Here is a 25256-nt window from a genome sequence, read left to right as displayed (position 1 = left end):
GCGACATGCTGTCACTCTCGATCGAGAATCTCATCGTCCGCTTTCCCGATCTCGCCACGCCCGCCCTCGACATTGCGCGATTTGAGATCGCGGCTGGAACGCGGCTGGCGATCACCGGAGCCTCGGGCTCTGGAAAAAGCACCTTCGTCAACGCCATCACCGGGCTGGAGCGCCCGACGGCCGGCGCCGTTGCCTGGGATGGAGTCGATATTGCCGCGCTCGGCGAGGCCGCGCGCGACCGCTGGCGGGCCTCGCATGTCGGTTTGGTTCTGCAGGATTTCCACCTCTTCCCCGGCCTGACGGCGATCGACAATATTCTCCTGCCGGCACGGCTTGCCCGGGCCGATCGCGGTCTGCAGCCACGGGCGCGCGATCTGATGGAGCGGGTCGGCCTCTCGCGGCCCGAGCAGAAGGTCGAGACCCTGTCGCGCGGCGAAATGCAGCGCGTTGCCGTGGCGCGGGCCTTGCTGCGCCGGCCAGGAGTGCTGATTGCCGACGAGCCGACTGCCAGCCTCGACGAGGCCAGTGCGGCAGCCGTGGGTGACCTGCTGATCGACCTCGCGGTCGCCGAATCCGCGACATTGATCGTCGTCTCCCACGACCAGCGCCTCACCGCGCGGCTGGATCGCGCCCTCGCGCTAGCCGGCGGACATATCCAATCCGATCAGCCCATTTTGCGGGAGGCACGGCCATGATTGGATTTATCCTTGCCGATCTGCGGCAATATCGGGCGGCGGCTCTGGTTATCGTCCTCCTGGTGGCGCTGTCGACGGCGCTTGGCGTGACGGTGACGCTGGAGGAGCGTGCCCTGCGGCTCGGCTCGGCGCGTGCGGCCGACAAGTACGATCTGGTGGTCGGCGCGGCGGGCAGCGAAACCCAGCTGGTCCTCTCCTCGGTCTTTCTGCAGGCCGCTCCCTTGCCGCTGATGCCGGGTGCGGTGCTGAAAGCGCTCATCGCCGAACCCGGCGTGGCCTGGGCGGCGCCGATCGGCTTCGGCGACAATTTCAGGGGCTATCCGATCGTCGGCACCACGACAGCGTTGATTGCCGGCACAGCCTCCGGCTTCATCGAGGGGCAGGTCTTCGCGCTGGAAGGCGAGGCGGTTCTCGGCTCCGACGTGCCGATCGCGCTCGGCGCGATCATCCGGCCGATGCATGGGCTGGCGGGCGAGGGCGGTCACGACCATGCCGGCGTCGCCTATCGCGCGGTGGGGCGTCTGACTGCCACCGGCACCGCCTGGGACCGGGCGATCCTGGTCCCGATCCAGGCAGTCTGGCATGTTCACGGGCTCGGCCTGCATGAGGACGATGAGGCGAAGGCCGCAGGCGGCGCCGTCGCCGAGGGGCCGCATGATCATCCGGAAGGTTCCGATGCTGACGAGGATCATGATCATCACGGCGGAATCGATGCCGATGCAGCACTCGACGAGCGGTTCTCCGGCGATCTGCCAGGCCTGCCCGCGGTGCTGGTCAAGCCGAAGACGGTGGCCGATGCCTACAAGCTGCGGCAGCGGTACCGGCAGGAGGGAACGCTGGCCGTTTTCCCCGGCGAAGTGCTGACCCGGCTTTATGCGACGCTCGGCGATGCCCGCCGCATCCTCGTTTATGTCGCCGCCGGCGCGCAAGTGCTCGTTGCGGCCGCGCTTCTGCTCGTCACCGTCGTCCATGTGGCGCAGCGTCGCCGGCAGATCGGCGCATTGCGCGCCTTCGGGGCGCCGCGGCTGGCCGTGTTCGGCATCGTCTGGGGGGAACTGATCCTCCTGCTCTCCGTCGGCCTCGTCCTCGGCCATGGGCTCGGATTTGCGGCAGCCAAGCTGATCGCGAGTCAGCTTCGGGCGGAAAGCGGCGTGCATCTGCCGGTCGCCTTCACGCTCGGCGATCTGACGAGCGCCGCCTTGCTTCTCGCCGCAGCCGCGCTGATGGCAGCCATGCCGGCCCTGGTCGCCTATCGTCAATCACCGGCCGCAGCGCTGCGCGCCTAGACCTCGGGGCCATGGCCAGCACGCCGAAGGACGCCCGTCCTGAACGGACGCCTTCGGCGCGGAACTTACTCGTCGAGGCTGGCGGAATGGATCAGGGGCTGCAGCACGATGTCGGCCAGGGCCGATTTGCCGACCTCGAAGGCGTGTTGGTACTCCGGATCGGCGACCATATCCTTGAAGGCCGAGCGGTGCGGATATTCGACCAGAAGAACCGCGTCCCAGCCCTCTTCCTCGCCGACCGTCAGCACCGGCAGCCCATCTCCGCGAAACAGGATGCGCGCGCCGAAGCGGGCGAGGATCGGCTCGGCCATCCTCAGATAGCGCCGATGCTGGTCCTTGCCGCCATCGGGCAGGAAGCGGAGCAGGTTGAGCATGATGACCGGGCGGTCGTCCGGCTCGGCGAGAAAGGCCTCGAATGCGGCGGGTGAAATGGCAACCATCTGTGTCTCCTCTTTTGGAGCGCCCCGGCGCGAAGCGGGGCGTCCCGAAAGGCACCGTCCGTTCACGCGTCGGCATGTCCGATCGACGCAATCGCGCGTCGTCGGGACATGCGCATGTTCGGGCGCTGGAGATTATCTACCGTGGCGGACTGTCAGAAACTGGCAGGAGCGCGCGCCAATCGCGATCCTGCTGGCGCCACTGCTTGATGATGGCGTGACGCCGCCCAGGATAGCGTTCATCGAGTAGCGTTGCGACGGTAATGCGGTCGAGCCTAAAGTGCCGGAAGGCGGTTCTCTCCTCGCACCAGGCGGCGAGCACCCGAACATCGTCGAAATAGACAATGGCGATCGGCCAGATGATGCGGTCCGTGCGCACGCTCTGTCCGTCCTCATAGCGGATCGCCACCTTGCGCTGGCCGCGGATCGCCTCGCGCAGCGCCTTGGTCTGCGGCGGGTCGAGGCGCTGCGAGGCGGAGGCGGCGGTGACAAGGGCGGGCGAGTCGAGGTTTTCGGCGGTCTTCCGGCTCTTCGCGGCGAGGATCTTGGCGAGCGCGCTGCCGCTCGCCTTGACGAGCGAGGGGTCCCCCCGCTGCTGAACCCAGCCGAGACCGAGCACCAGGGCATCGAGCTCATCGTCGGAGAAGGCAAGTTCGGGAAGGAAGAAGCCGTCCCTGAGACTATAGCCGAAGCCGGCCTCTCCCTCCACCAACGCGCCGAGCGAACGCAGCGTGTCGATATCGCGATAGATGCTGCGCTCGGAAATGCCGAGTTCTCTGGCGAGCTCGAGCGCCGTGACCGGCAGTCGGCGCGCGCGCAGGAGACCGATCAGGTCAAACAGGCGGACGGTTCTCGACATGGACCGGCTCCTTCCCCGCCTTTGTTCGATCTCCCTTGCACTTGGACTGATTCCCGCCCGCGGCACGAGCGGAAATCGAGGAGGCTGGCGGATCGCCCGGTTCCGCAGGCGGCCGATTGGCGCACCTGCGGAGCCGCTCGCGGCCGGCGGTTAGAGGCTGCGGCCGGTTGCGCCATCCGGCGCGGTCGGGGCAGCGGGGGCGGGCGGCGCCGGCGGCCGCGGCTCGCCGGCGCGCGGTCCATCCTGCGGTCCGGTAACGTCAGGCCCATTCCCCTGAGGACCTTCGCCGGGCGCCTTCGGGCCGCCCGGCTGTGGGCCGCCCAGATCCGGTGCGCCACGGTCTGGCCCAGCAGGGCCGGGACCTGCCTCGGGGCCGCGGTCGGCGCGCTCAAGGCCACCCTTCGGGCCGCCATGCTTGGGGCCATGCGGTCCATGCTTCGGGCCAGGGCCTTCTTCGCCGGGCCCCCGTGGCGGGCCGCCGGCCGGGCCGATCGCTTCCGTGCGCCCATCGGGGTAGACGATGTAGCTCGCCTTGAGGAAGCCGTCATCGAAGCGGCCCTGGACTGTGACCGGCTGATCCTTGGCCACCAGCCTGCCGCCCTCGCCCGCCCGTCCGGTCTCCACCAGCATGCGGCCCGTCTCATCCTGCAGGACGAACTTGTTGCCGAAGATCTCGGCCACCGTGCCCTTGATGGTCACGATCGTGTCCTGCGGCAGGGCGGCAATCGCGACCGGGGCGAGCGGCGCCATTTCCACCTGCGGACCCATCAGCTTCACCGCGCCGGCGCCGCCGGCGACGCCGAGCGCCAGGACCGCGATGGCGGCGACGCCGGCGAGGGCTCGGCGCGGCATATGCGGCCCCTTCGGGCCCCTTGGGCCCATGGGCTCGGCCTTCGGAGTGTCATCGTTCACGCTGTTCAAGTCGGTCATGTGCCGTCTCCTTCGGGGTGGCGGAGTGATTTCCGCCGCCATGACCACCCTTCTAGCAAGACCGGCCCGGCCGCCCGCTGAACCCCGCGGTTCAGATTGAGTTCAGCCATCTCGCCTATAGGAGGGCCGATTTCTCTGAGCTTCGTGCAATGAACCCTTGCCGGTCAGGCAGGCGCGCTTAGCTCCGCCATAATCCTCGGCGCGCGGCGCCAGCCATCGTGGGAGTGTGTGATGCGTGTTCTTCTTGTCGAGGATGACGACGATCTCGCCCAGCGAATCGCAGCGGCTCTGAGGGCGGAAAAATTCGTCGTCGACCTCGCCCGCAATGGCGAGGATGCGCTGCATCTCGGCTCCACGGAGCTGTTCGACGTAGCCGTTCTCGATCTCGGCCTGCCGAAGCTCGATGGTGTCTCGGTGCTCAAAGGCTGGCGGGAGGAGGGGCGCTCGCTGCCCGTTCTGGTGCTCACCGCCCGCGACGGCTGGCCGGACAAGGTGGCGAGCTTCCGTGCCGGTGCGGATGATTTCCTGGCCAAGCCCTTTCGCGTGGAAGAGCTCGTGCTGCGCCTGCGGGCGCTCATCCGCCGCGCCTCCGGCCATGCCGCCGCGCGGGTCACCTGCGGCCCGCTCACCTTCGACGCGCAGCTCGGCACCTTCGAGCGCGATGGCTTTCCGCTCAAGCTCACCGCGCTCGAACATCGCGTGCTCTCCTGCCTGATCCTGCGCGGCGAGACGGTGGTCGAGCGGCGCGACCTGATCGAGCGGGTCTATGAGGGCGATGTCGAGACCGATTCCAACTCGATCGAGGTCATCATCGCCCGGCTGCGCAAGAAGATCGGCGCCGACCATATCGAAACCGTGCGTGGCCGCGGCTACAGGCTGACGGCCGGGGAGGGATAAGAGATGGAAAACGCCGTCCGCACCGGCTCGATCGCCCGTCGCCTCCTGGTCTTTTCCGCCGTCTTCGTCAGCGCCGCGCTGCTTGTCGCGGTGCTCATCCTCTGGCTGGTCATGCAGACGGTGATGCGCGAGGAAATCGACCGGCGGCTGGACAGCCAGATCGACGCGCTGGAGGCGGCCCTCGTCATCGCTCCCGACGGCGTGCTCTTGCTTGCCGTGCCGCTCGACGGTCCGCCCTTCGACCGGCCGCGCTCCGGTTGGGCCTGGCAGATCGAGGCGGGCGGAAGCGTGCTCGCCTCGCGCTCGCTGGGGCCGCGGCGGCTGGATCTGGCGGACGCCCAGCAGGGCGCGCGGCGGGACCGGGGGCCGCCGGGCGGCGGGCGCGGCCCGGCGGGGCCGGCGGATCAGCCAGGGCGACCGCGTCCGGCCGATCTCGACGGGCCGGGCGGCGCGCTGCATCTGCGGGTCGCCACGCGCCTCGTCGACGGCCGGCCGGTCACCATCGCCGCCGTCGCACCGCAATGGGCGCTGAGCGAACCGGCGGTGCGGGCCATCACCTGGCTCGCGCCCTGCATGCTGGCGCTTGGCCTGGTGCTCTTGGCCGGCACGGCGGCGCAGGTGCGCTATGGCCTGCGGCCGCTCCGGACCATGGTGCGCGATCTGGAGGCCGTGGGCGAAGGGCGGATCGAGCGGCTGCCCGACCCGCTGGTCGGCGAGCTTCGCCCGCTGGCGCTGAAGACCAATGCCCTGCTCGCCCAGAACGAGGAGCGGCTCGCTGCCACCCGGCTGCATTTCGCCAATCTCGCCCATGCGCTGAAGACGCCGGTCGCCAGCCTCAGTCTGGCGCTGGCAGAGGGGAATGATCCGGACGGCGCGCTTAGGGGCCTGGTCGGGCGCATCGACCAGCGCATTCGCCACCATCTGGCCGCCGCCCGGCGCGCCATGGGCGGCGGCGAGGGACTGCGCACGCCGCTGGAGCCGACGCTCCGCGAACTTGCGACCATCATGAGCCGGTTGCACGCGGATCGGCCGCTCGATGTTTCGATCGCGGTCGATGGCACGCTCGCCGTCGCCTGCGACGAGAAGGATGTCGAGGAGATGCTCGGCAATCTGATCGACAACGCCTTCAAATGGGCGAGGAGCCGCGTCGCCCTCTCTGCCGTTGCCTCGGGCCGGATGGTGGAGATCGGTATCGCCGATGACGGGCCGGGCATTCCGCAGGATCGCCGCGAGGCGGTGTTGCTGCCGGGGGTACGCGAGGACGAACGCATTCAGGGCCATGGCTTCGGGCTGACCATCGTCAAGGAACTGGCCGACCTCTATGGCGGCGATCTGCGCCTGGTGGAGGCGACACCGAGCGGCGAGGGGCTGAAAGCCTGCCTCACCCTGCCGCTCGCGCGGGGCTGAGAGGCGGAATCCACCTCACCCTCGTCTGCGCTGCCAGCGGTAGAAGAGAACGGCCAGCAGGAAGAGCACGATGGCGGTCGGCCAGAAGTCGGTCATCTGGTCGAAGGACCAGCGCCACATCTTGTAGGCTTCGAGATGCGGCGGCGCCATGTGTACGCTCACCTCGTAGTCGCGCTTCTCCCGCCCGTGGAAATGGCCGGCCGCAAAGGCAAGGCCCATCAGCACCGCCACCCGCCGCTCGAAGACGAGGCAGAAGAACAGCCCGACGACGGCCGCAATGCACAGCGCCTCGACAATATGGCCGAGCCAGTCGAAATTGGCCTGGATATAGGTCCAGTCGATCATGCTCGCTTCCTTCCATCGCACGTCTTGCGCTTGACCATGTGAGATAGTCCGCTCTCGAGACTCGTCCACGAACGGCTCAGGTCTCGCAGCCCAACCCTGTGCAGAAATTCATCGCATCGTCACCCGGCTGCATCTTTATGTGGCAGTGAGCCGTCTCTTGTATGCATGAAGCGCCGTGGCAGTAGAGAATTCCGGTCTGGCATATGCCTTGCATCGTTAAGATCAGAGTTTGGCCGCTAGGGTTCCGGCATGCGGGTGCGCATGTGCTGGTCCGAGAGCAGCCACCTGGCGGGGAGACAGTCCGCCCGGGTGCACGGCGGGATAAAAGCCCGGGAGACCTCGTTAGCCAAGGGATTGGCGGCGTTGGTCTGTGCCGATCCCTTTTTGGAAAAAAGCAAAAGGGGAATGCCAATGCAGACTGTCCGAAAGATCCTCTCCATCGGCGCCTTCGCCGCGTCCCTGGTTCTTGGGAGCCTCGCCCCGGCCGCGGCCGCACCGAAGACCGACTTCAAGGTCGCCTGGTCGATCTATGTCGGCTGGATGCCCTGGGGCTATGCCAATGACCACGGCATCGTGAAGAAGTGGGCCGACAAATACGGGCTGACGATCGAGGTCACGCAGTTCAACGACTACGTCGAATCGATGAACCAGTACACGGCCGGCGCCTTCGATGCGGTGACGCTTGCCAATGTCGACGGCCTCTCCATTCCCGCCGCCGGCGGGGTCGATACGACCGCCGTCATCGTCGGCGATTTCTCGAACGGCAATGACGCCGTCATCCTCAAGGACAAGGCGAGTTTGGCCGACATCAAGGACCAGCCGGTCAATCTCGTCGAGTTTTCCGTGTCGCACTTCCTGCTGGCCCGGGCGCTCGACAGCATCGGCGCTTCGGAGCGCGATGTGAAGGTGGTCAACACCTCCGATGCCGATCTCGTCGCCGCCTATCAGACACCGGATGTGACCGCCGTCGTCACCTGGAACCCGCTCGTGTCCACCATCCTCGAAAATCCCTCCGCCAAGAAGGTCTATGACAGCTCGCAGATCCCCGGCGAGATCATCGACCTGATGGTGGCGCATACGGATGTGCTCAAGGACAACCCCGCTTTCGGCAAGGCGCTGGCCGGCATCTGGTACGAGACCATGGCGCTGATGACCGCCAAGACGCCGGAAGGCGAGGCCGCGCGGGCGGAGATGGGCAAGAATTCCGGCACCGACCTCAAGGGCTTCGAGGCCCAGATGGCCGCGACACGGCTGTTCGACAAGGCCGCAGATGCGGTTGCCTTCACCGCCTCGCCGGACCTGCCGAAGACCATGGAGAAGGTACGCACCTTCCTTTTCGCCAAGGGCCTGCTCGGCAGCGGCGCGCCCTCGGCCGATGTGATCGGCATCACCTTCCCCGATGGCAGCACGCAGGGCGATCCCGCCAATGTCAAGTTCCGCTTCACCACCGAGTTCATGGACCTTGCCGCCAAGGGCACCCTCTAGGCACCTCTCGACCTCCACGGCCGGGCGGTGGCGCCCGGCTTCTCGTCCTGACAGGCTTGCGCCCGACCGATGGAGACTGCAGCCATGCGCTGGATCAATTCCCGCCCGTCGAGCGGCATGCGGCTCGCCTTAGCGAGCCTGCCCTTCGCCGCGCTGCTCATCGCCTATACGGTCGGCTCGACCGCCCGGCTCGCGGAAAATGCCAATGACAAGCTGCTTCCCGGGCTCGCCGGCTTCGCCGAGGCGATCAACCGCCTTGCCTTCATTCCAGATCCGCGCACCGGCGATATCCTGCTCGTGAGCGATACGGTGGCGAGCCTGATCCGCCTCTTCTCCGGCCTCGGCATTGCCACGCTGATTGCGCTTACGCTCGGCATGCTGATCGGCATGCTGCCCTATGCGCGCTCTGCGCTCTCCGCCTTCGTCGCCGCCATCTGCATGGTGCCGCCGCTGGCGCTGCTACCCATCCTCTTCATCGCGCTCGGCCTCGGCGAGGTGTCGAAGATCGCGCTGATCGTCATCGGCGTCGCACCGGTCATGGTCCGCGATCTCGCCTTCAAGGCGATCGAGCTGCCGCGCGAGCAGATCATCAAGGCCGAGACGCTCGGCGGCAATTCCTGGCAGATCGCGCTGCGCGTCGTCCTGCCGCAGATCCTGCCGCGGCTCATCACCTGCCTGCGGCTGCAGCTTGGCCCTGCCTGGCTCTTCCTCATCGCGGCGGAGGCGATCTCGTCGGATTCGGGCCTCGGCTACCGCATCTTCCTCGTCCGCCGCTATCTCTCGATGGATGTCATCTTTCCCTATGTCGTCTGGATCACGCTCATCGCGGTCCTCACCGATTTTCTGCTCGACCGTCTGCGCCGCGCCGTTTTCCCCTGGGATGTGCTGGAGGGCAAGGCATGAGCGCGATCGTCATCGACAAGGTCTGGAAGGAATATGGCGACCAAATCGTGCTGGAGAATGTCTCGATCGAAATCGCGTCGCGCGCCTTCGTGGCGCTGGTCGGGCCGTCCGGCTGCGGCAAGACCACCTTCCTGCGCATGCTGCTCGGCCAGGAGAAGCCGACGCGCGGCACCATCCTCCTCGACGGCGCGCCTCTGGCAAGCGAGCCGGGGCCCGACCGCGGCGTCGTCTTCCAGCGCTATTCGGTCTTCCCGCATCTGACCGTGCTCGGCAATGTCCTGATCGGCCGCGAGCTCACCGCGGCCAAGATCACCGGCCGGCTGTTCGGCGCCGCGCGCCGCGCCGCGATCGAAGAGGCGCGGGCAATGATCGCCGAGGTCGGGCTCGCCGGTGCTGAGGAGAAATATCCGGCTCAGCTGTCCGGCGGCATGCAGCAGCGCCTGGCGCTCGCTCAGGCGCTGATCATGCGGCCCAAGGTGCTGCTCCTCGATGAGCCCTTCGGCGCGCTCGACCCCGGCATCCGCCGCGATATCCACCAGCTGATGAAGCGGCTGTGGAACGAGACGCCGATGACGGTGGTCATGGTCACCCACGACATGCGCGAGGCCTTCACGCTCGCCACCCGCGTCGTCGCTTTCGAGCGCCCGCGCGACCGGCCGGAGGAGAAACTCCGCTACGGCGCCACCATCACCCGCGACATCGAGATCTGGCCCCCGCGGCTGGCGGGGAAGGTGGCGTGAGGGGTGGAGGTTTGATGGAGCGATGCGGTGTCAGAACTTCGGTCGCAAGGAAAACCCCCTCTGGCCTGCCGGCCATCTCCCCCACAAGGGGGGAGAGACCGGGCGGCATCGGTCTCGCTCCCTCGCGGACCGCGTCGTTGGTGCGGCAACAGAAGATGGCTGGGCAATCGTTCGCCTCCTGGTCTCTCCCCCCTTGTGGGGGAGATGGGCGGCAGCCCAGAGGGGGTTTTGTCGCCTCCGCTTGAGAACTGGACACGACTGAAAAGCCCCGCCGGGACGACCCGGTGTGGGAAGGACGAAACCGGGACGACCCGACGAGACCAAGGCCATGGAGAGAGCCATGCACATCAGACGATCGCCCGAAGAGATTGCCGCCAATCGCGCGCGCTATGAGGACCACCAGAGACGGGGCTTGAGTTTCGCGCCGAAGGCGCTGCCAGAGCCGAGCCCGCTGCCGGCGCCGCCGGTCGACGAGGCGCGGGTGCTTCACCGCGAGACGCTGCCGGGCGGCTGGTACCACGCGCTGCGGCTGAAAACCGGGGAGGTGCTGCGCATCAGCCTCGACCAGGGCTTCTCCTCCGTCGCGCTGATCGCCTGGAGCGCGGCAGACCCATCCGAGCGGCTGAATCTCGCCGATACGGTGAAGGTCCAGTGGACCACCGCGCTCGCCAAGGGCCGCGTGCTCTTCTCCGACATGGGCCGTGTCATGCTGTCGATCACCGAGGATTCTTGCGGCGCCCATGATGCTCTCATCGGCGGCTCCACGGAAGCGAGCAACCAGCGTTACGAGAGCCCGGTCGGCGCGCCGCTGCGCGACACGCGGGACAATTTCGTCAAGCTGACGATGAAGCTCGGGCTCGACCGGCGCGATATTCCAGGCGCGCTGAGCCTGTTCTCGCCTGTTCGCGTCGATGAGGGGGGTCGGTTCTTCTGGAACGCCGGCCTGCTCAACGGCGCCGATTATGTGGAGCTCCGGGCCGAGATGGACCTGACGCTCGGGCTCTCAAACTGCCCGCATCCGCTCGACCCCAATCCCGCCTATGCGCCCAACCCGGTCTCGCTCACCCGGCTTGCTGCGGTGCCGGTGCCAGAGGACGACCTTTGCCGGACCGCGACGGCCGAGGCGGTCCGCGGGTTCGAGAATAACGCGCTGGCGACACTCTGAGGGAGGACGAACCATGACAGGATTTATCGAAACCCACCCCGCCCGCACGCCGGAGACCGCCGTTGCCGTGCACGAGATCGCCGCCGAACGGCCCTTCTCCACCCTCATCCGCAAGGGCCAGCTGCTGCGCATCGAGGACAGCTATGGCCAGCAGGCGATCGACACGCTGTTCTACAACGCCGCGGATACGGGCGAGCGCTATTCGAACCAGGAGACCATGCGCGCCCAGAATGCGGCCTATATCACCACCGGCACCCGCATCATGTCGAGCGAAGGCCGGGTGATGCTGCGGATGACGGCCGACAGCTGCGGACGCCACGACACCTCGGCCGGTGCCTGCTCCTGCGAGAGCAACACGGTGCGCTTCGGCCAGGCGACCAGATATCTCCATGCCTGCCGCGACAATTTCGTCGCCGAAGTCGCGCGATACGGTATGAGCAAGCGCGATGTGCCGGCCAACATCAATTTCTTCATGAACGTGCCGATCACGCCCTCCGGCGAGATGACCATCGTCGACGGCATTTCCGCGCCCGGCGATTATGTCGAGCTCGTCGCGGAGATGGACGTGCTGCTCGTCATTTCCAACTGCCCGCAGATCAACAATCCCTGCAACGGCTTTGACCCGACGCCCGTGCGCGTCCTCGTCTGGAACGGGGAGGCGTGAGGCCATGTTCAGAAAAGTGCTGATCGCCAATCGGGGCGAGATTGCCGTGCGCGTCATCCGCACGCTCCGGCGCATGGGGATCGCCTCGGTGGCGGTCTATTCGGATGCCGATCGCTTCGCCGCCGCCACGCGGCTCGCGGACGAGGCGGTGCGGCTGGGCCCGGCGCCGGCCGCCGAGAGCTATTTGAATGTCGAGGCGGTGATTTCTGCCTGCAAGGAGACGGGGGCGGAGGCCATTCATCCGGGCTATGGTTTCCTGTCGGAGAATATCGGTTTTGCCGAGCGCCTGGCCGCCGAAGGCATCGCGTTCATCGGCCCGAGCCCGGAGAATATCGCGGCCTTCGGGCTCAAGCATACGGCACGGGCGCTCGCCGAGGAAAGCGGCGTGCCACTTCTGCCGGGGTCGGACCTCCTCTCCTCCGGGGAAGAGGCGCTCTTGGCCGCTGAGCGGGTCGGCTATCCGGTGATGCTGAAATCAACCGCGGGCGGCGGCGGCATCGGCATGCAGCTCTGCGCCGATGCCGCCGCGCTCGCCAGCGCCTTCGACACCGTCCAGCGGACGGCCAAGGCCAGCTTCGGCGATGCGCGGGTCTATCTGGAACGCTTCGTCTCCAAGGCCCGCCATGTCGAGGTGCAAATCTTCGGCGATGGAAAGGGCCATGTCATCGCGCTCGGCGAGCGGGATTGTTCGCTGCAGCGGCGCAACCAGAAGGTCATCGAGGAGACGCCGGCCCCCGGTCTCTCCGATGCGGTGCGGGCGCGGCTGCATGCGGCGGCCGTCTCGCTCGGCCGCTCGGTCGCCTACCGCTCGGCCGGTACGGTGGAGTTCATCTACGACCCGGCGCGCGAGGAGTTCTATTTCCTCGAAGTGAATACGCGCCTGCAGGTCGAGCATCCGGTCACCGAGGCGGTGTTTGGCATCGATCTGGTGGAATGGATGATCCGCCAGGCGGCGGGCGAGGATGTGCTGGAGAGCGCGGGTCCGCTCGCTTCCAAGGGCGCGGCGATCGAGGCGCGGCTCTATGCGGAGATGCCGCATGCCGATTTCCGGCCGAGTGCCGGCCTGCTCACCGAGGTGAAATTGCCCGAACAGGCCCGTGTCGATGGCTGGATCGAGACCGGCACGGAGGTGACCCCCTTCTATGACCCGATGCTCGCCAAGATCATCGTGACGGGGGAAAGCCGCGAAGCGGCCATCGCCGCGCTCCAGGCGGCGCTCGAGGACACGGCCATCTCCGGCATCGAGACCAATCTCGATTATCTGAAGGCCATTGCCGCCTCGGATCTGCTGGCAAGCGGCGCGGTTGCGACAACGGCGCTCAAGGACTTCGCCTTCGTGCCCGACATCATCGAGGTGATCGCGGCGGGCACGCAATCGAGCCTGCAGGAGCTGCCGGGCCGCCTCGGCCTCTGGCATGTCGGCGTGCCGCCCAGCGGGCCGATGGACGCGCGCTCTTTCCGCCACGCCAACCGGTTGGTCGGCAACCACGACGACACCGCGGCGCTGGAGCTCACCGTCTCCGGCCCGGTTCTCAAGGTCTTCGCCGATGTCACCCTGGCGCTCTCCGGCGCGCACATGCCGATGACGATCGATGGCGTGCCCGTGCGGCATGAGACGGCGATTGCCGTGAAGGCCGGGCAAACGCTTTCGATCGGTACGATCTCCGGGCCGGGCCAGCGCGCCTATCTGGCGGTGGAAGGCGGCTTCGCCGCGCCGGTCATGCTCGGCTCGCGCGCCACTTTCGGCCTCGGCCAGTTCGGCGGCCATGCCACCGGCACGCTGCGGGCCGGCCAGGTGCTGCGCCTCGCCCGCGCGCCGCAGACGGGCGTCAAGCCGGCAGAGGCACCGGCGCCGCTCACCCATGACTGGTCGGTGGGCGTGGTCTATGGCCCGCATGGCGCGCCGGATTTCTTCCTCGAGGACGATATCGAGACGCTGTTTTCGACCGAATATGAGGTCCACTTCAACTCGGCCCGCACCGGCGTACGCATCATCGGGCCGGCGCCGAAATGGGCGCGCGCCGATGGCGGCGAGGCGGGGCTCCACCCTTCCAACCTGCATGACAATGCCTACGCGATCGGCGCCATCGATTTCACCGGCGACATGCCGATCATCCTCGGGCCGGACGGGCCTTCGCTTGGAGGGTTCGTCTGCCCGGCGGTGATCGCGGCCGACGAACAGTGGAAGATGGGCCAGTTCAAGCCGGGCGACCGCATCCGCTTCCACCCGCTCGCCCGGCCGAAGGACCCCGTGGCCGGCCCGGTCGTCAAAAGGCTGAAGGAGCCCGCCGGATCGCCCATCGTTGCGCGCCGCGACGGCGAAGTGCCGGTGGTCTATCGTCGCCAGGGCGATGCCAATCTCCTGGTCGAATATGGGCCGATGCAGCTCGATATCGGCCTCAGGCTCAGGGTGCATCTCTTGATGCAGGCGATCCAGGCGGCGCGGCTCAAGGGGCTGATCGATCTCACGCCTGGCATCCGATCGCTGCAGATCCATTATGACGAGACGCAGCTCTCCCGCACCCGGTTGCTGGGTCTGCTTTCCGAAATCGAGGCGGGCATGCCCTCGGTCGGGTCGGTCATCGTGCCGAGCCGCACGGTCTGGCTGCCGCTCTCCTGGAACGATCCTGAAGCCGCGCTCGCCATGCGGAAATATCAGGAGCTCGTGCGCCCCAATGCGCCCTGGTGCCCCTCCAACATCGAGTTCATTCGCCGCATCAACGGCCTTGCGGACGAACAGGCGGTGAAGGACACGATCTTCGATGCCTCCTATCTCGTCATGGGCCTCGGCGATGTCTATCTCGGCGCACCGGTCGCCACCCCGCTCGATCCGCGTCACCGACTGGTGACGACGAAGTACAATCCGGCGCGCACCTGGACGCCGGAAAATGCGGTCGGCATCGGCGGCGCCTATCTCTGCATCTACGGCATGGAGGGGCCCGGCGGCTATCAGCTCTTCGGCCGCACCATCCAGATGTGGAACAGCTGGCGGCAGACGCCGGTCTTCCGCCGCGACAAGCCCTGGCTGCTCGATTTCTTCGATCAGGTCCGCTTCTTCCCCGTTTCCCATGAGGAACTGACCGAGGCCCGCGCCGCCTTTCCCCATGGCGGCTATCCGATCCGCATCGAGGAAGGCCGCTTCTCCTATGCCGACTACGAGGCCGGCATTGCCGCCCAGGCCGCGGAGATCGGCCGCTTCAAGGCCGGCCAGCAGGCCGCCTTCGAGGCGGAGCGCCAGCGCTGGAAGGAGCAGGGCCTCGACAGTTTCGTCACCGACGAGGCGGCCGCCGGTGCGCCGGCAGAGGCGATCCCGCCCGGCTGCTTCGGCGTCGAGAGCGCTGTTCCCGGCAGCGTCTGGAAAGTGCTGGTCGAAGAGGGCGAAGAGGTTGCCGCCGGCCAGACGCTGGCCATTATCGAATCCATGAAGATGGAAATCACCGTCACCGCCCATGCCCCCGGCCGCATTCGCGATCTGCGCGCCGGCCCGGGCCGAAACGTCAAGGCCGGCGATGTGCTGGTCGTTCTGGAGGATGCCTGATGTTCCCCACCATTCTCGATCTCTCCTCGCTCAAAGCCACCTATGCGAAGGGTGCCACGCCTCTCGACCTCGTCGAGGCGGTGCTGGCGCGCATCGCGGCCTCCAAGGATCCGGCGATCTTCATCACGGTCACGCCGGCCGAGACGCTGCGGGCGGAGGCCCGGGCGCTGCTCGCGCGCGCGCCGGAGGCCAACAGCCTGCCGCTCTGGGGCGTGCCCTTTGCGGTCAAGGACAATATCGATGTCGCCGGCCTGCCGACGACCGCGGCCTGCCCAGCCTTTGCTTATGATCCCGCCGCCGACGCGACAGTCGTCGCTCGGCTCAGGGCGGCCGGCGCGCTGGTGATCGGCAAGACCAATCTCGACCAGTTCGCCACAGGCCTGAACGGCACGCGTTCCCCCTACGGCGCGCCGCGCTCCGTCTTCGATGCGGCGTATGTTTCGGGCGGCTCGTCCTCCGGCTCGGCGGTGGCGGTTGCGGCGGGGCTGGCGAGTTTCGCGCTCGGCACGGATACGGCGGGCTCCGGCCGCGTGCCGGCCGCCTTCAACAATATCGTCGGCATCAAGCCGACGCCGGGTCTGGTGCCGAATGTCGGGGTGGTGCCGGCCTGCCGCTCGGTCGATGTCGTCACGGTCTTTGCCGCGACGGTAGGGGATGGCACGGCGGTGCGCCGGGTGATGGACGGCTATGATGCCGGCGATCCCTTCTCCCGTCGGGCCGAACCGGCAACTCTGCCCTCGGCCGGGCTGAGAATCGGGGTGCTCGATGGGCCGGAGCGGGAATTCTTCGGCAACGCGGCCTATGAGGCGCTCTATGACACCGCGATCGAACGCGCCAAAGCGCTGGGCGCCACGATCGTGCCCTTCGACTATGTGCCGTTCCGCCAGGCAGCCGAGCTTCTCTATAACGGCCCCTGGGTGGCCGAGCGCATGGCGGCGGTCAAGGATTTTATCGCGACCCATGCAGAGGATTTCGACCCGACGGTGCGCCAGATCATCGAGGGGGCCAGCGCCTATGATGCCGTCGATGCCTTCGAGGGCCGCTACCGTTTGGAGGCGCTGCGGCAGAAGACGCTTGTTGAGTGGGCAAAGGTCGACATGCTGATGCTGCCGACTTCGCCCACGACCTATACCGTCGAGGAGATGCTGGCCGAGCCGATCCTGCGCAATGCGCATTTCGGCCGCTACACAAACTTTGCCAATCTCTTCGGCTATGCGGCGATCGCCGTCCCAGCCGGCTTCGACAAGGGCGGACATCTGCCGGCTGGTGTCACCCTGTTCGGCCCGGCCTTCAGCGACGATGCGCTGGCGCCCTTTGCCGATGCTCTGCACCGCGCGCTCGCGTCCGGCATGGGCATCGATCGCACGGCCGTCCTGCCGGAGGCCTCGAAGGTTGCGGCGGCAGAGGATGGGCTGGTGCCGATCCTGGTCGTCGGCGCGCATCTGACCGGCATGCCCCTCAATCACGAGCTGACCGCCCCCGGCGGCCGTCTCGTGCGCCGCTGCCGCACGGCCGGCGACTACCGGCTCTATGTCCTGCCAGCCACGGTGCCGCCGAAGCCTGGCCTGGTCCGCGATCCCGGCTATCGGGGAGAGGGGCTCGAGGTGGAACTCTGGCGTATTCCGCCCGCAGCCTTCGGTCGCTTCGTGCAGAATATCCCGGCGCCGCTCGGCATCGGCAAGGTGGAGCTCGAGGATGGCAGCCGCGTCTCCGGCTTCCTCTGTGAGGCGCATGCACTGGAGGGTGCGGAAGAAATTACCGTGCTCGGCGGCTGGCGCGCCTATGTCGACCAGCTGCGGGCTGCCGAATGAGCCCGCGCCTGCGCTCCACATTGAAGGCGCTCTTGACCCTGCTCGCCCGAGGCCTCGCCGCGCGAGGCGGGGCAAGGGGATGAGCCTTTAGTCCTGATGCCGCGCCGTTTCGTCGTCGGGCGACTCTTCGGCTTCGGAGACCGGGATCGCATAGGCGCCGGTCAGCCAGCGGTTGAGGTCGACATTGCGGCAGCGGTCGGAGCAGAAGGGGTAGTGTTCGCGGTGCGAGGGGCGCCGGCATTCCGGGCAGGGGACGGTCTTGCGTAGGGGGGCCACGTTGGAGGCGGCGCGCGCCACGGTGCCATTCCGGTCGGTACTGTCGTCAGTCATCGTTTGGCCCTCCGGGCGTTGGGGCAATCCCGGGCGCGCGGCGGAGCAGCACTCCGTTCGGAATTGCGGTGAAACGGCGAAAGCGGACGGCCGAAGGCGCGATCAGGCTCTCGATGTTGGGGCTGCCGCACTCGATCGGCAGCTGGGCCGGACCGGGCTCAGCCCTGCAGCCAGGCGTCGTGCACGTCAAAGCCTTCGCCGGAGAGCAGCGCCAGCGTCTCGTAGAGCGGCAGGCCGACGACATTGGTGTAGGAGCCGATCAGCTTCACCACGAAGGCGCCGGCAATGCCCTGGATCGCATAGCCGCCCGCCTTGCCGCGCCATTGGCCCGAGGCGATATAGGTTTCGATGTCGTGGCCGGAGAGGCGCTTGAAGCGCACCTTGGTCTCCACCACCCGTTGGCGCAGCGTGCCCTCCGGGGTGATCAGGCAAACGCCGGTATGGACGCGATGGCTGCGGCCGGAGAGCAGCGTCAGCGCCGCGGCGGCCTCGGTGGTGGTCTCGGGCTTCGGCAGGATCCGCCGGCCGACAGCGACCACCGTATCGGCGGCGAGGATGTAGGCGCCCGCACGGTCCGGGTCGTCGCGCAGCGCCTCCTCTGCCGCCTTCGCCTTTTCGGCGGAGAGCCGCCAGGCAAGCGAGCGCGGATGTTCGGCGCGCTTCGGCGTCTCGTCCAGATCCATCGGCATCAGCCGTTTCGGCTCGAGCCCCGTCTGGGCCAGCAATTCGACGCGGCGGGGCGAGCCGGAGGCGAGAATGAGCGTCTGGTCGGAAGCCATCGCGGTCGCGTGTCCGCTCTTACTTGAAGCGATAGGTGATGCGGCCCTTGGTCAGATCGTAAGGCGTCATCTCGACAAGCACCTTGTCGCCCGCCAGAACGCGGATGCGGTTCTTGCGCATGCGGCCGGCCGTGTGGGCAATGATCTCGTGTTCGTTCTCCAGCTTTACGCGGAACGTCGCATTGGGCAGCAATTCGGTCACGACGCCCGGAAATTCGAGGACTTCTTCTTTCGCCATAAGGGTCTTGTCTTTCTGGTCTGTTGCAAGAGCAGGTGCCGCAAACAGCGCCCGCTTTAAAAAATTTTGCGGAAACTACACAATCGCCGTTCGTTTGTGAACAACGGTTCCGGCTTTTCCGGCTTTTCAGAAAATCGGGCTGAGGACGAAGACAGGGGCTTCGGCCAAGGCCGCTGAAGGGATCTGGCCCTCAGATAATGCATCCGGAGGCTGAGGGGAAGGGGCGCGCCTTGCTTGTCTGGTGCCGCTAGTTCCGATCGATCCAGGCATAGGCAAAGCGGTAAGTCTCGCTGCCGTGGCTATAGTGGAAGGGGAGGGCGACGACCTGCTGCGGAGCGGCAAGCGCTGTGGGGCCAAGCTTTTCCTGCACGATGGTCGAGAGTGAGGACGGCATGGCGGGATCGATCGGCGCTCCGTCGCGCCCGCTCGCTCGCCAGACGACCAGAATTGGCCCGGCGGGCAGGCTGTCATCGCCGGCATAGGTCGGATACCAGCGCGCATCCATGAAACTCTCCGGCAGGTGCAGGCGCAGATTGCCAGCCAGATGCGGATCCTGGGCGATGACGGCGGCCGGAGCGCCTCTTTCCGCGCGCAAAGTCTGCGCGAAATCGGAATAGGCCACATTGATCTTCTGGTAGTTGCCGGTCCAGCCAGAACCGACGACGCGCAGCGCCAGAACGGTGGGAATGAGGACCATGATGATCAGCGCGGCCGGCAGGAAGCGCGACAGGGCGAGCCGCCCGGATGTGCCGGCGGCCTCCAGGCGGAGCGCGGCATAGAGCGGCAAGGTGATCAGAACGGGCGACAGCCAGCGCTCCTTGAAGGCCGATGCGCCGGCCAGGAGCACGAGCGCCAGCAGGAGCACGAGGAAGATCGCCAGCATCCGCTCGATCAGCCGGGCCTCCGCCGTCTGGTTCGGCGCGCGCGCCCAGAGCCGCTTGCCGAACAGCACGACGAAGAGAACGGTGACGAGGGCAGCATAGCCGGCGAAGCCTTCGAGGATCGACAGCAAGCCCCCGATGATCTGGCTGAGGCGCCCATGGCCGGCCCCCTCCCGCAGCTTGTCGAGCGAGCCGTCGGATCCAAGGGTCAGATTGTCGATGAGCCAGAACGCGTGCGGCGAAAGGATGAGGAGGGCCACGACGGCCGAAAGCAGGATGCGCCAGTCGAACACGCGTTTGCGTGTCTCGGCGTCGAGAAGGGCGGCGAGGCCGGAGGTCGCCAGGAGAAGCGCGAAATTATATTTCGCGATCAGCCCGATGCCTGTGGCGAGACCGAGCAGCAGATAGGTCCAGAGACTGGGGGCGCGCAGCGTCCGCATCAGGGCGAAGAGGAAGAGCGCGGCGGCGAAATTCATCGCCACGGAATGGGTAAGGTCGCGCTGCGATTCAAAGCTTAAATGCGGAATGGCGAGCAGGCCAAGTGCTGCGACCATGGCAAGGCCCCGCTCGGCGAGAACGGCCCGCGCCGCGCCGTAATAGAGCAGGTAGGTGCCGGCCAGCAGCAGGTTCTTGACGATCGTCATGCTCGCCAGCGAATTGCCGAACAGCTGGGCCACCGCATAATAGATCCAGTTGTAGAGCGGCGGCTGCGTATCATAACCCCAGGCGAGCCACTGGCTGAGCAGGCTCTGCTGTGCCTCGTCCAGCTCCAGCTCATGCGGCAGCAGAAGGCGGAGAACGACCTGCAGGGCGAAATAGCCGCAGATCAGCAGGGGAAACAGCGCCGGCCTCTTGAGAAACGCGTCCCGGATCATGGGGAAACCCGTGTCACATCGCGGATGATATAGCTCGCCGACTGGTCGGACTGGAAATAGGTCCGCGCCAACATCTCTGCCAGAATGCCGGTGGTGATCAGTTGCAGCGAGGAGAGGAAGAGCATCACGCCGATCAGGAGCAGCGGCCGCGTGCCGATATCGCTGCCGAAGATGAACTTGTCCACCGCGAGATAGAGAAGAATCAGCCCGCTGATCGCGCCGCAGCCAAGGCCGAGCGAGCCGAAGAAATGGCCGGGCCGCGCTTTGTAGCGCATGAAGAACAGCACGGAGAGCAAATCGAGAATGACGCGGAACGCCCGCGAGATCCCATATTTCGACTGGCCGAACTGGCGCGCCTGGTGGTTCACCGGCACCTCGCCGATCCGCGAGCTCGGGACGACAACCGCGACCCAGGCCGGGATAAAACGGTGCATCTCGCCGATCAACTGCACCTGCTTGATGACAGCGGAGCGGTAGATCTTGAGGCTGCAGCCATAATCATGGAGCTTCACGCCGGTAATCTTGCCGATCAGATAATTGGCGCACCAGGAGGGCACCTTGCGCAGGAAGAGGCCATCCTTGCGGTTCTTGCGCCAGCCGACGAGGAGATCGAGCTGCCGCGCCTCAAGCGTCTCCACCATGCGGGGGATATCCGCCGGGTCGTTCTGCAGGTCGCCATCCATGGTGGCGATCAAATGACCATCGGCGAGGTCGATGCCGGCCTGCATGGCAGCCGTCTGGCCAAAGTTGCGTTGCATTTCCACAAGGCGGATCTCGGCGGTGTGCAACCGTGCGGCCTCGCGGGCCTTCAGCAGCGTCGCATCGGTGCTACCGTCATCGACGAGAAAAAGATTCCACGTCCCCGGATAATGTGCCATCGCAGCGACGACCCGGGCGATCAAAGCGGCGATGCTCTCCTCCTCGTTGAAGAGTGGCACGACGATGGAGAGATCAGGGGAAGAAGCGCCTTCCACGGCGGCGGCGGTCAGAGCCATCTGGAGAGCACTCTCGTTGCAAGGTCACATTCGCTTACTGTTTCAGCCGAACATGGGCAAGGAATTGATTACCCTAATGATGATCTTAAACGCAGGAGAGGGTCGTCGGCGGATCTGTTCGCGGACCCCGCCGCACGGTTCCGCGCCCCGGCTCGGGGGTGGCCATGGAGGCTGAGCGCGCCCGCCATCCGGGCATCCGCTTTCTCGCGCGCCACTGGGTGGCGCTCGCCTCATTGCTGGTCGTCGCCGCCTATGCCTTTCTCGTGGAGCGCGTCTGGGGCTGGTCCACCTTGCTTCAGCAGTGGCAGGCGATCGGCGGCTTGCGCGTCGCCTCCGCGCTCGCCATCCTGCTCGGCACGCAGATCCTGCGCACCTATCGGATCTACGATTATTTCCCTGAGACGCGCGGCCAGTTCGCAGGCCTGTTCCGCGTCGTGCAGCTGCACAATCTCGTCAACATCCTCTTTCCCTTCCGCAGCGGCGAGGCGAGTTTTCCGGTGCTGATGCGCACGCAATTCGCCGTCCCGATCGCCCGTTCCAGTGCGGCGCTCCTGTGGATGCGAGCGCTGGATCTGCATGCCCTGCTCAGCGTCGCGGGCCTCGCGCTGCTGCTCGATGCAGGGCAAGCGGTGTTCAGGCGGGATCTCCTGTTCCTCCTCTGGCTGGCCTTCTGCCTTCTGCCGGCCATGGCGCCGCTCGTGATGCGCCGCCTCGGACCGCTGACGGCGCGTATCCGGCAAGCGAAGCTCCGCCGCCTCGCCGAGGAAGCCTATGCCGGTCTCCCGGAGACGACCGGCGCCTTCCTGCGCACCATCGCCTTCACGCTGGTCAATTGGGGCGCGAAGCTCGTGGCGCTCGGATGGATCCTGATGCTGCTCGGGCTGTCGAGCTGGGCGCCAGCCATCGGCGGCGCGGTCGGCGGCGAGCTCTCCTCCGTGCTACCGGTCCATGCGCCGGGCGGCGTCGGCACCTATCCGGCCGGCATCTCGGCCGGCGCGATCGCCTTCGGACAGGACCCGTCGGCCGGCAGCCTGTCGCTCCTCGGCCGCGCGGCGGTCAATGCCCATATGCTGATCTTCGTTTCCGCACTTGTAAGCACGGCGATAAGCCTTGTGCTCGCCGCCTGGCGGCGTCGCTGAGGCGTCAGGCCTTCGGCTGGCCGAGAAGCCGCTGCCGGATCAGGCGTTCGAGATGGTCGCGCACCTCCCGATAGGCGGAGACGATCTGTGCGCGGGTGCCGGTCGCCACGGTGGGATCGGGGGTCGGCCAGTAGACGACGTCGATCGCCATGGAGCGGGTGAGCTCGAGCGCCGCGTGATGCGCCTCCGGCGCCAGCGTGACGATCATGTCGAAATAATCGTCCTCCAGCGCCTCCAGGGTGTGCGGTTCATGGCGGCCGGCGGTCAGCCCCAGCTCGTCCAGAACCACGTCTACGAAGGGGTCGCGTTCGCCGGTCCGCACGCCGGCTGACGCAATGTAGGTGCCGGGCGGCATCAGGGTCTTGGCCAGCACTTCGGCGATCGGGGATCGAATGGAGTTCATGCCGCACATGAAGAGCAGCGAGCGCGGCGGCCCCTCGCGCGGCGGCGCGCCATCGCCCGGCGGATCGAGCCCGGCCACGCCCTATCCCCGCCAGTAAAGCACGCAGACCAGCGTGAAGAGCCGGCGTGCGGTATCGAAATCAAGCGTGATCTTGCCCTTCAGCCGGTCCTGCAGCGTCTGCGAACCCTCATTGTGGATGCCGCGCCGGCCCATGTCGATCGCCTCGATCTGGCTCGGCGTGGCGCTGCGGATCGCCTCGTAATAGCTCTCGCAGATCATGAAGTAGTCACGCACGATCCGGCGGAAGGGGGTAAGCGAGAGGATGTGGGTCATGACCTCAACCCCCTCTTCGGTCGAGATCGCCAGAACCAGCTTCTGGTCCACGAGCGACAATCTCAGCCGGTAGGGCCCGCCGTCATGGCCGACCGGCTCGAAGGCGTTTTCCTCGATCAGGTCGAAGATCGCCACCGCCCGCTCGTGCTCGACATCCGGTGTCGAGCGGCCGATCGTCTCGTCGAGAACGACGTCGCAAAGCCGGTACCGCGTCGAGACCGGCGGCGTCATCAGGCCTCTCCGAGATTCAGCCGAATGGAGACGGAGCGGGCATGGGCTTCCAGACCTTCGGCCCGGGCGATGGCAATGGCCGCGGGGCCGAGATCGCGCAGCGTGTCGGCGTCGAGCCTCAGGATCGAGGTGCGCTTCATATAGTCGAGCACGCCGAGGCCGGAGGAGAAGCGGGCCGAGCGCGCCGTCGGCAGCACATGGTTGGAGCCTCCGACATAATCGCCGATCACCTCCGGCGTGTGGCGGCCGACGAAGATGGCACCGGCATTGCGGATCAGCGGGATCATGGCGTCCGGATCGGCGACCGCCAGCTCCAGATGCTCGGCGGCGATGCGGTTGGCAAGCGCGGGTGCCTCGGCAAGCGAGCCGACAAGGATGATCGCGCCGAAATCCCGCCAGGAGGCGCGTGCCGTTTCACTGCGCGGCAGGAAGCCGAGCTGCCGCTCGACCGCCTCTTCGACGGAGAGGGCAAGATCGGCATCGTCGGTCACCAGGATCGATTGGGCGCCCGGATCGTGCTCGGCCTGGGCCAGCAGGTCGGCGGCGATCCAATTGGCGTCATTGTCGCCATCGGCGATCACCAGGACCTCCGAGGGGCCGGCGATCATGTCGATGCCGACCGTGCCGAAGACCTCGCGCTTGGCGGCGGCGACATAGGCATTGCCGGGCCCCATGATCTTCGCCACCGGCGCGATCGTCTCGGTGCCATAGGCGAGCGCGGCGATCGCCTGCGCCCCGCCGATGCGGTAGATCTCATCGACGCCGGCCATGCGCGCGGCGGCGAGAACGGCGGGATTGAGCGTGCCGCCCATGGCGGGGACGACCATGACGACGCGCGGCACGCCGGCGACCTTGGCCGGCAGCGCGTTCATCAGAACCGAACTCGGATAGCTCGCCGTGCCGCCCGGCACGTAGAGGCCGACCGCATCGATCGGCGTCCAGCGCGAGCCGAGGCCGACGCCCATGCTATCGGTGTAGAGATCGTCCTGCGGCTTCTGGCGGGTGTGATGCGCCTCGATGCGCACCGCGGCCACCTTGAGCGCGCCCAGCACCTCGGACGGCACCGCCTCGATGGCGGCATCCACCTCGTCCGGGCTGACCGCCATGGGCGTGGTCGCGAAATCGAGCTTGTCGAAGCGCAGCGTATAGTCGGAGAGCGCCGCATCGCCGCGGGCGCGCACATCGGCGATGATGTGGCGCACGGTCTGGCCTACATCCTCCGAGACCTCCCGCTTTGTTGTGAGGAAGGCAGAGAACTGCTGTTCGAAATCCGGGGAGCGGTGATCGAGGCGAATGGCCACGGCGGCATAATCCTTGAGCGGATGCGACATCGAATGAGGCGGTCCGGCGTCAGGCTGCGCCGGGGCGGCCGCTCAGTCCTGCGGATGGCGCGGCCTGAAAGCGGTTTCCCACGCTCCGCCCGTATCTGCAAGCTGAACCTCGATGCATTCGACCTGAAGCGCGATCGTGGCGTCGCCGGCGAGCGTCAGCTCGATCGTCCCCTCCGGCCCTTCGCCGGTCGGCGTGAAGCGCAGCGCCAGCAGCGAGAGCACGGTCTCCTCGTCGCCACGGGCAAAGCCGATGGAGCGCACCGACAGGACACGGCGGAAGGAGAGGACGGTGCGCCGCCGCTCGTACCCCTTCGCCCTGCCGGTCTTCTTGGTTTCGCCCGCCTTTTCCCAGACGAAGCGGTTCAGGACCAGCGCGAAGGTGGCAAGCCGGGGCAGATACTCGATACCGACGGGCTTGAAGACGGCGTCTTGCACATGGGCGGAGATGATCTTCAGATCCTCCTCGTCCAGCGCGATCAGCTTCAACTCATCCATCCGCATCATCCCCGTTCACCGTCCGGCCGGCACCGCGGCCGCCTGGCCGATGAGATAGGACGGC

Annotated in this window: 24 protein-coding genes, 1 pseudogene and 1 riboswitch; of the genes and pseudogenes, 12 read left to right on the top strand and 13 right to left on the bottom strand. The window is 67.0% G+C overall.

Annotation, left to right across the window (positions count from 1 at the left end):
* The first annotated feature begins 5 nt into the window (after nucleotides 1-5).
* Complete coding sequence (locus ACLE20_RS04235; protein WP_410938970.1) at nucleotides 6-695, top strand: ABC transporter ATP-binding protein; 690 nt, start codon at nucleotides 6-8, stop codon at nucleotides 693-695.
* Nucleotides 692-1981 carry an FtsX-like permease family protein gene (locus ACLE20_RS04230; protein ID WP_410938969.1) on the top strand — a complete coding sequence of 430 codons (1290 nt, stop codon included), beginning with the start codon at nucleotides 692-694 and terminating at the stop codon, nucleotides 1979-1981. Before ACLE20_RS04235 ends, ACLE20_RS04230 begins: the two co-directional genes overlap by 4 nt.
* A gap of 65 nt (nucleotides 1982-2046) precedes the next feature.
* Here the strand turns inward: ACLE20_RS04230 and ACLE20_RS04225 are convergent, their stop codons facing one another.
* The 3 genes and pseudogenes from ACLE20_RS04225 to ACLE20_RS04215 form a co-directional block, all read right to left on the bottom strand.
* On the bottom strand, nucleotides 2047-2421 hold the full coding sequence (locus tag ACLE20_RS04225; protein ID WP_410938968.1) for a DUF1330 domain-containing protein: 375 nt from the start codon (nucleotides 2419-2421) through the stop codon (nucleotides 2047-2049).
* 136 nt (nucleotides 2422-2557) lie between these two features.
* Nucleotides 2558-3277 (bottom strand): helix-turn-helix transcriptional regulator, encoded by a 720-nt coding sequence (locus ACLE20_RS04220; RefSeq protein WP_410938967.1) that lies wholly within the window; start codon nucleotides 3275-3277, stop codon nucleotides 2558-2560.
* Nucleotides 3278-3745: 468 nt separating this feature from the next.
* Nucleotides 3746-4129, bottom strand: a pseudogene (locus ACLE20_RS04215) (hypothetical protein); the annotation flags it as partial.
* A 309-nt stretch (nucleotides 4130-4438) separates the two neighbouring features.
* Between ACLE20_RS04215 and ACLE20_RS04210 the strand changes: the two are divergent.
* Nucleotides 4439-5104 carry a response regulator transcription factor gene (locus ACLE20_RS04210; protein ID WP_410938966.1) on the top strand — a complete coding sequence of 222 codons (666 nt, stop codon included), beginning with the start codon at nucleotides 4439-4441 and terminating at the stop codon, nucleotides 5102-5104.
* A gap of 3 nt (nucleotides 5105-5107) precedes the next feature.
* Nucleotides 5108-6511, top strand: coding sequence for a sensor histidine kinase (locus tag ACLE20_RS04205; RefSeq protein WP_410938965.1), 1404 nt, complete (start codon nucleotides 5108-5110; stop codon nucleotides 6509-6511).
* A gap of 15 nt (nucleotides 6512-6526) precedes the next feature.
* Here ACLE20_RS04205 and ACLE20_RS04200 read toward each other — a convergent pair whose 3' ends face one another.
* A complete protein-coding gene (locus ACLE20_RS04200) occupies nucleotides 6527-6856 on the bottom strand; it encodes a hypothetical protein (RefSeq protein ID WP_410938964.1) in 330 nt (109 codons plus the stop codon).
* Between the two features lie 225 nt (nucleotides 6857-7081).
* A riboswitch (guanidine-I (ykkC/yxkD leader) is annotated at nucleotides 7082-7194 on the top strand.
* Nucleotides 7195-7267: 73 nt separating this feature from the next.
* Between ACLE20_RS04200 and ACLE20_RS04195 the strand changes: the two genes are divergently transcribed.
* The 7 genes from ACLE20_RS04195 to atzF all read left to right on the top strand — a co-directional run bounded on the left by ACLE20_RS04195 (nucleotide 7268) and on the right by atzF (nucleotide 17162).
* A complete protein-coding gene (locus ACLE20_RS04195) occupies nucleotides 7268-8341 on the top strand; it encodes a putative urea ABC transporter substrate-binding protein (RefSeq protein ID WP_410938963.1) in 1074 nt (357 codons plus the stop codon).
* Between the two features lie 84 nt (nucleotides 8342-8425).
* Nucleotides 8426-9244 (top strand): ABC transporter permease, encoded by an 819-nt coding sequence (locus tag ACLE20_RS04190; RefSeq protein WP_410938962.1) that lies wholly within the window; start codon nucleotides 8426-8428, stop codon nucleotides 9242-9244.
* A complete protein-coding gene (locus ACLE20_RS04185; RefSeq protein WP_410938961.1) occupies nucleotides 9241-9984 on the top strand; it encodes an ABC transporter ATP-binding protein in 744 nt (247 codons plus the stop codon). Before ACLE20_RS04190 ends, ACLE20_RS04185 begins: the two co-directional genes overlap by 4 nt.
* A gap of 340 nt (nucleotides 9985-10324) precedes the next feature.
* Entirely contained in the window at nucleotides 10325-11149 is an 825-nt protein-coding gene (locus tag ACLE20_RS04180; protein WP_410938960.1) for an urea amidolyase associated protein UAAP1, read from the top strand.
* A gap of 13 nt (nucleotides 11150-11162) precedes the next feature.
* Nucleotides 11163-11813 carry an urea amidolyase associated protein UAAP2 gene (locus ACLE20_RS04175; protein WP_410938959.1) on the top strand — a complete coding sequence of 217 codons (651 nt, stop codon included), beginning with the start codon at nucleotides 11163-11165 and terminating at the stop codon, nucleotides 11811-11813.
* Between the two features lie 4 nt (nucleotides 11814-11817).
* Nucleotides 11818-15351: an urea carboxylase gene (gene uca, locus ACLE20_RS04170; protein WP_410938958.1), complete on the top strand. Its 3534-nt coding sequence runs from the start codon at nucleotides 11818-11820 to the stop codon at nucleotides 15349-15351.
* Nucleotides 15351-17162, top strand: a complete 1812-nt coding sequence (gene atzF, locus ACLE20_RS04165) for an allophanate hydrolase (RefSeq protein ID WP_410938957.1) — start codon at nucleotides 15351-15353, stop codon at nucleotides 17160-17162. The genes uca and atzF overlap by 1 nt, the downstream gene beginning before the upstream one ends.
* An 87-nt stretch (nucleotides 17163-17249) precedes the next feature.
* Here atzF and yacG read toward each other — a convergent pair whose 3' ends face one another.
* From yacG to ACLE20_RS04140, 5 genes are all read right to left on the bottom strand, one after another.
* Nucleotides 17250-17492: a DNA gyrase inhibitor YacG gene (yacG, locus tag ACLE20_RS04160; protein ID WP_410938956.1), complete on the bottom strand. Its 243-nt coding sequence runs from the start codon at nucleotides 17490-17492 to the stop codon at nucleotides 17250-17252.
* 158 nt (nucleotides 17493-17650) lie between these two features.
* A complete protein-coding gene (locus ACLE20_RS04155) occupies nucleotides 17651-18271 on the bottom strand; it encodes a Maf-like protein (RefSeq protein WP_410938955.1) in 621 nt (206 codons plus the stop codon).
* A 19-nt stretch (nucleotides 18272-18290) separates the two neighbouring features.
* Entirely contained in the window at nucleotides 18291-18509 is a 219-nt protein-coding gene (infA, locus tag ACLE20_RS04150) for a translation initiation factor IF-1 (RefSeq protein ID WP_004435948.1), read from the bottom strand.
* Nucleotides 18510-18756: 247 nt separating this feature from the next.
* Nucleotides 18757-20265: an ArnT family glycosyltransferase gene (locus ACLE20_RS04145; protein ID WP_410938954.1), complete on the bottom strand. Its 1509-nt coding sequence runs from the start codon at nucleotides 20263-20265 to the stop codon at nucleotides 18757-18759.
* Entirely contained in the window at nucleotides 20262-21260 is a 999-nt protein-coding gene (locus ACLE20_RS04140) for a glycosyltransferase family 2 protein (protein WP_410938953.1), read from the bottom strand. Before ACLE20_RS04140 ends, ACLE20_RS04145 begins: the two co-directional genes overlap by 4 nt.
* Nucleotides 21261-21424: 164 nt before the next feature.
* Here ACLE20_RS04140 and ACLE20_RS04135 point away from each other — a divergent pair, with 164 nt between their 5' ends.
* Entirely contained in the window at nucleotides 21425-22399 is a 975-nt protein-coding gene (locus ACLE20_RS04135) for a lysylphosphatidylglycerol synthase transmembrane domain-containing protein (protein WP_410938952.1), read from the top strand.
* Between the two features lie 4 nt (nucleotides 22400-22403).
* Here the strand turns inward: ACLE20_RS04135 and ACLE20_RS04130 are convergent, their stop codons facing one another.
* From ACLE20_RS04130 to ACLE20_RS04115, 4 genes are all read right to left on the bottom strand, one after another.
* A complete protein-coding gene (locus tag ACLE20_RS04130; protein WP_410939143.1) occupies nucleotides 22404-22811 on the bottom strand; it encodes a low molecular weight phosphatase family protein in 408 nt (135 codons plus the stop codon).
* A 72-nt stretch (nucleotides 22812-22883) separates the two neighbouring features.
* Complete coding sequence (locus tag ACLE20_RS04125) at nucleotides 22884-23366, bottom strand: UPF0262 family protein (RefSeq protein WP_410938951.1); 483 nt, start codon at nucleotides 23364-23366, stop codon at nucleotides 22884-22886.
* The gene (gene hisD, locus ACLE20_RS04120; protein WP_410939142.1) at nucleotides 23366-24667 is read right to left on the bottom strand and encodes a histidinol dehydrogenase; all 1302 of its coding nucleotides are present in this window, start codon (nucleotides 24665-24667) and stop codon (nucleotides 23366-23368) included. Before hisD ends, ACLE20_RS04125 begins: the two co-directional genes overlap by 1 nt.
* A 72-nt stretch (nucleotides 24668-24739) precedes the next feature.
* Nucleotides 24740-25192, bottom strand: coding sequence for a DUF2948 family protein (locus tag ACLE20_RS04115; protein WP_410938950.1), 453 nt, complete (start codon nucleotides 25190-25192; stop codon nucleotides 24740-24742).
* Nucleotides 25193-25256 lie beyond the last annotated feature (64 nt).

It is taken from the genome of Rhizobium sp. YIM 134829 (assembly GCF_046546455.1).
Note: the sequence above shows the minus strand (reverse complement) of the source record. Positions and strands in the feature narration are given on the sequence as shown.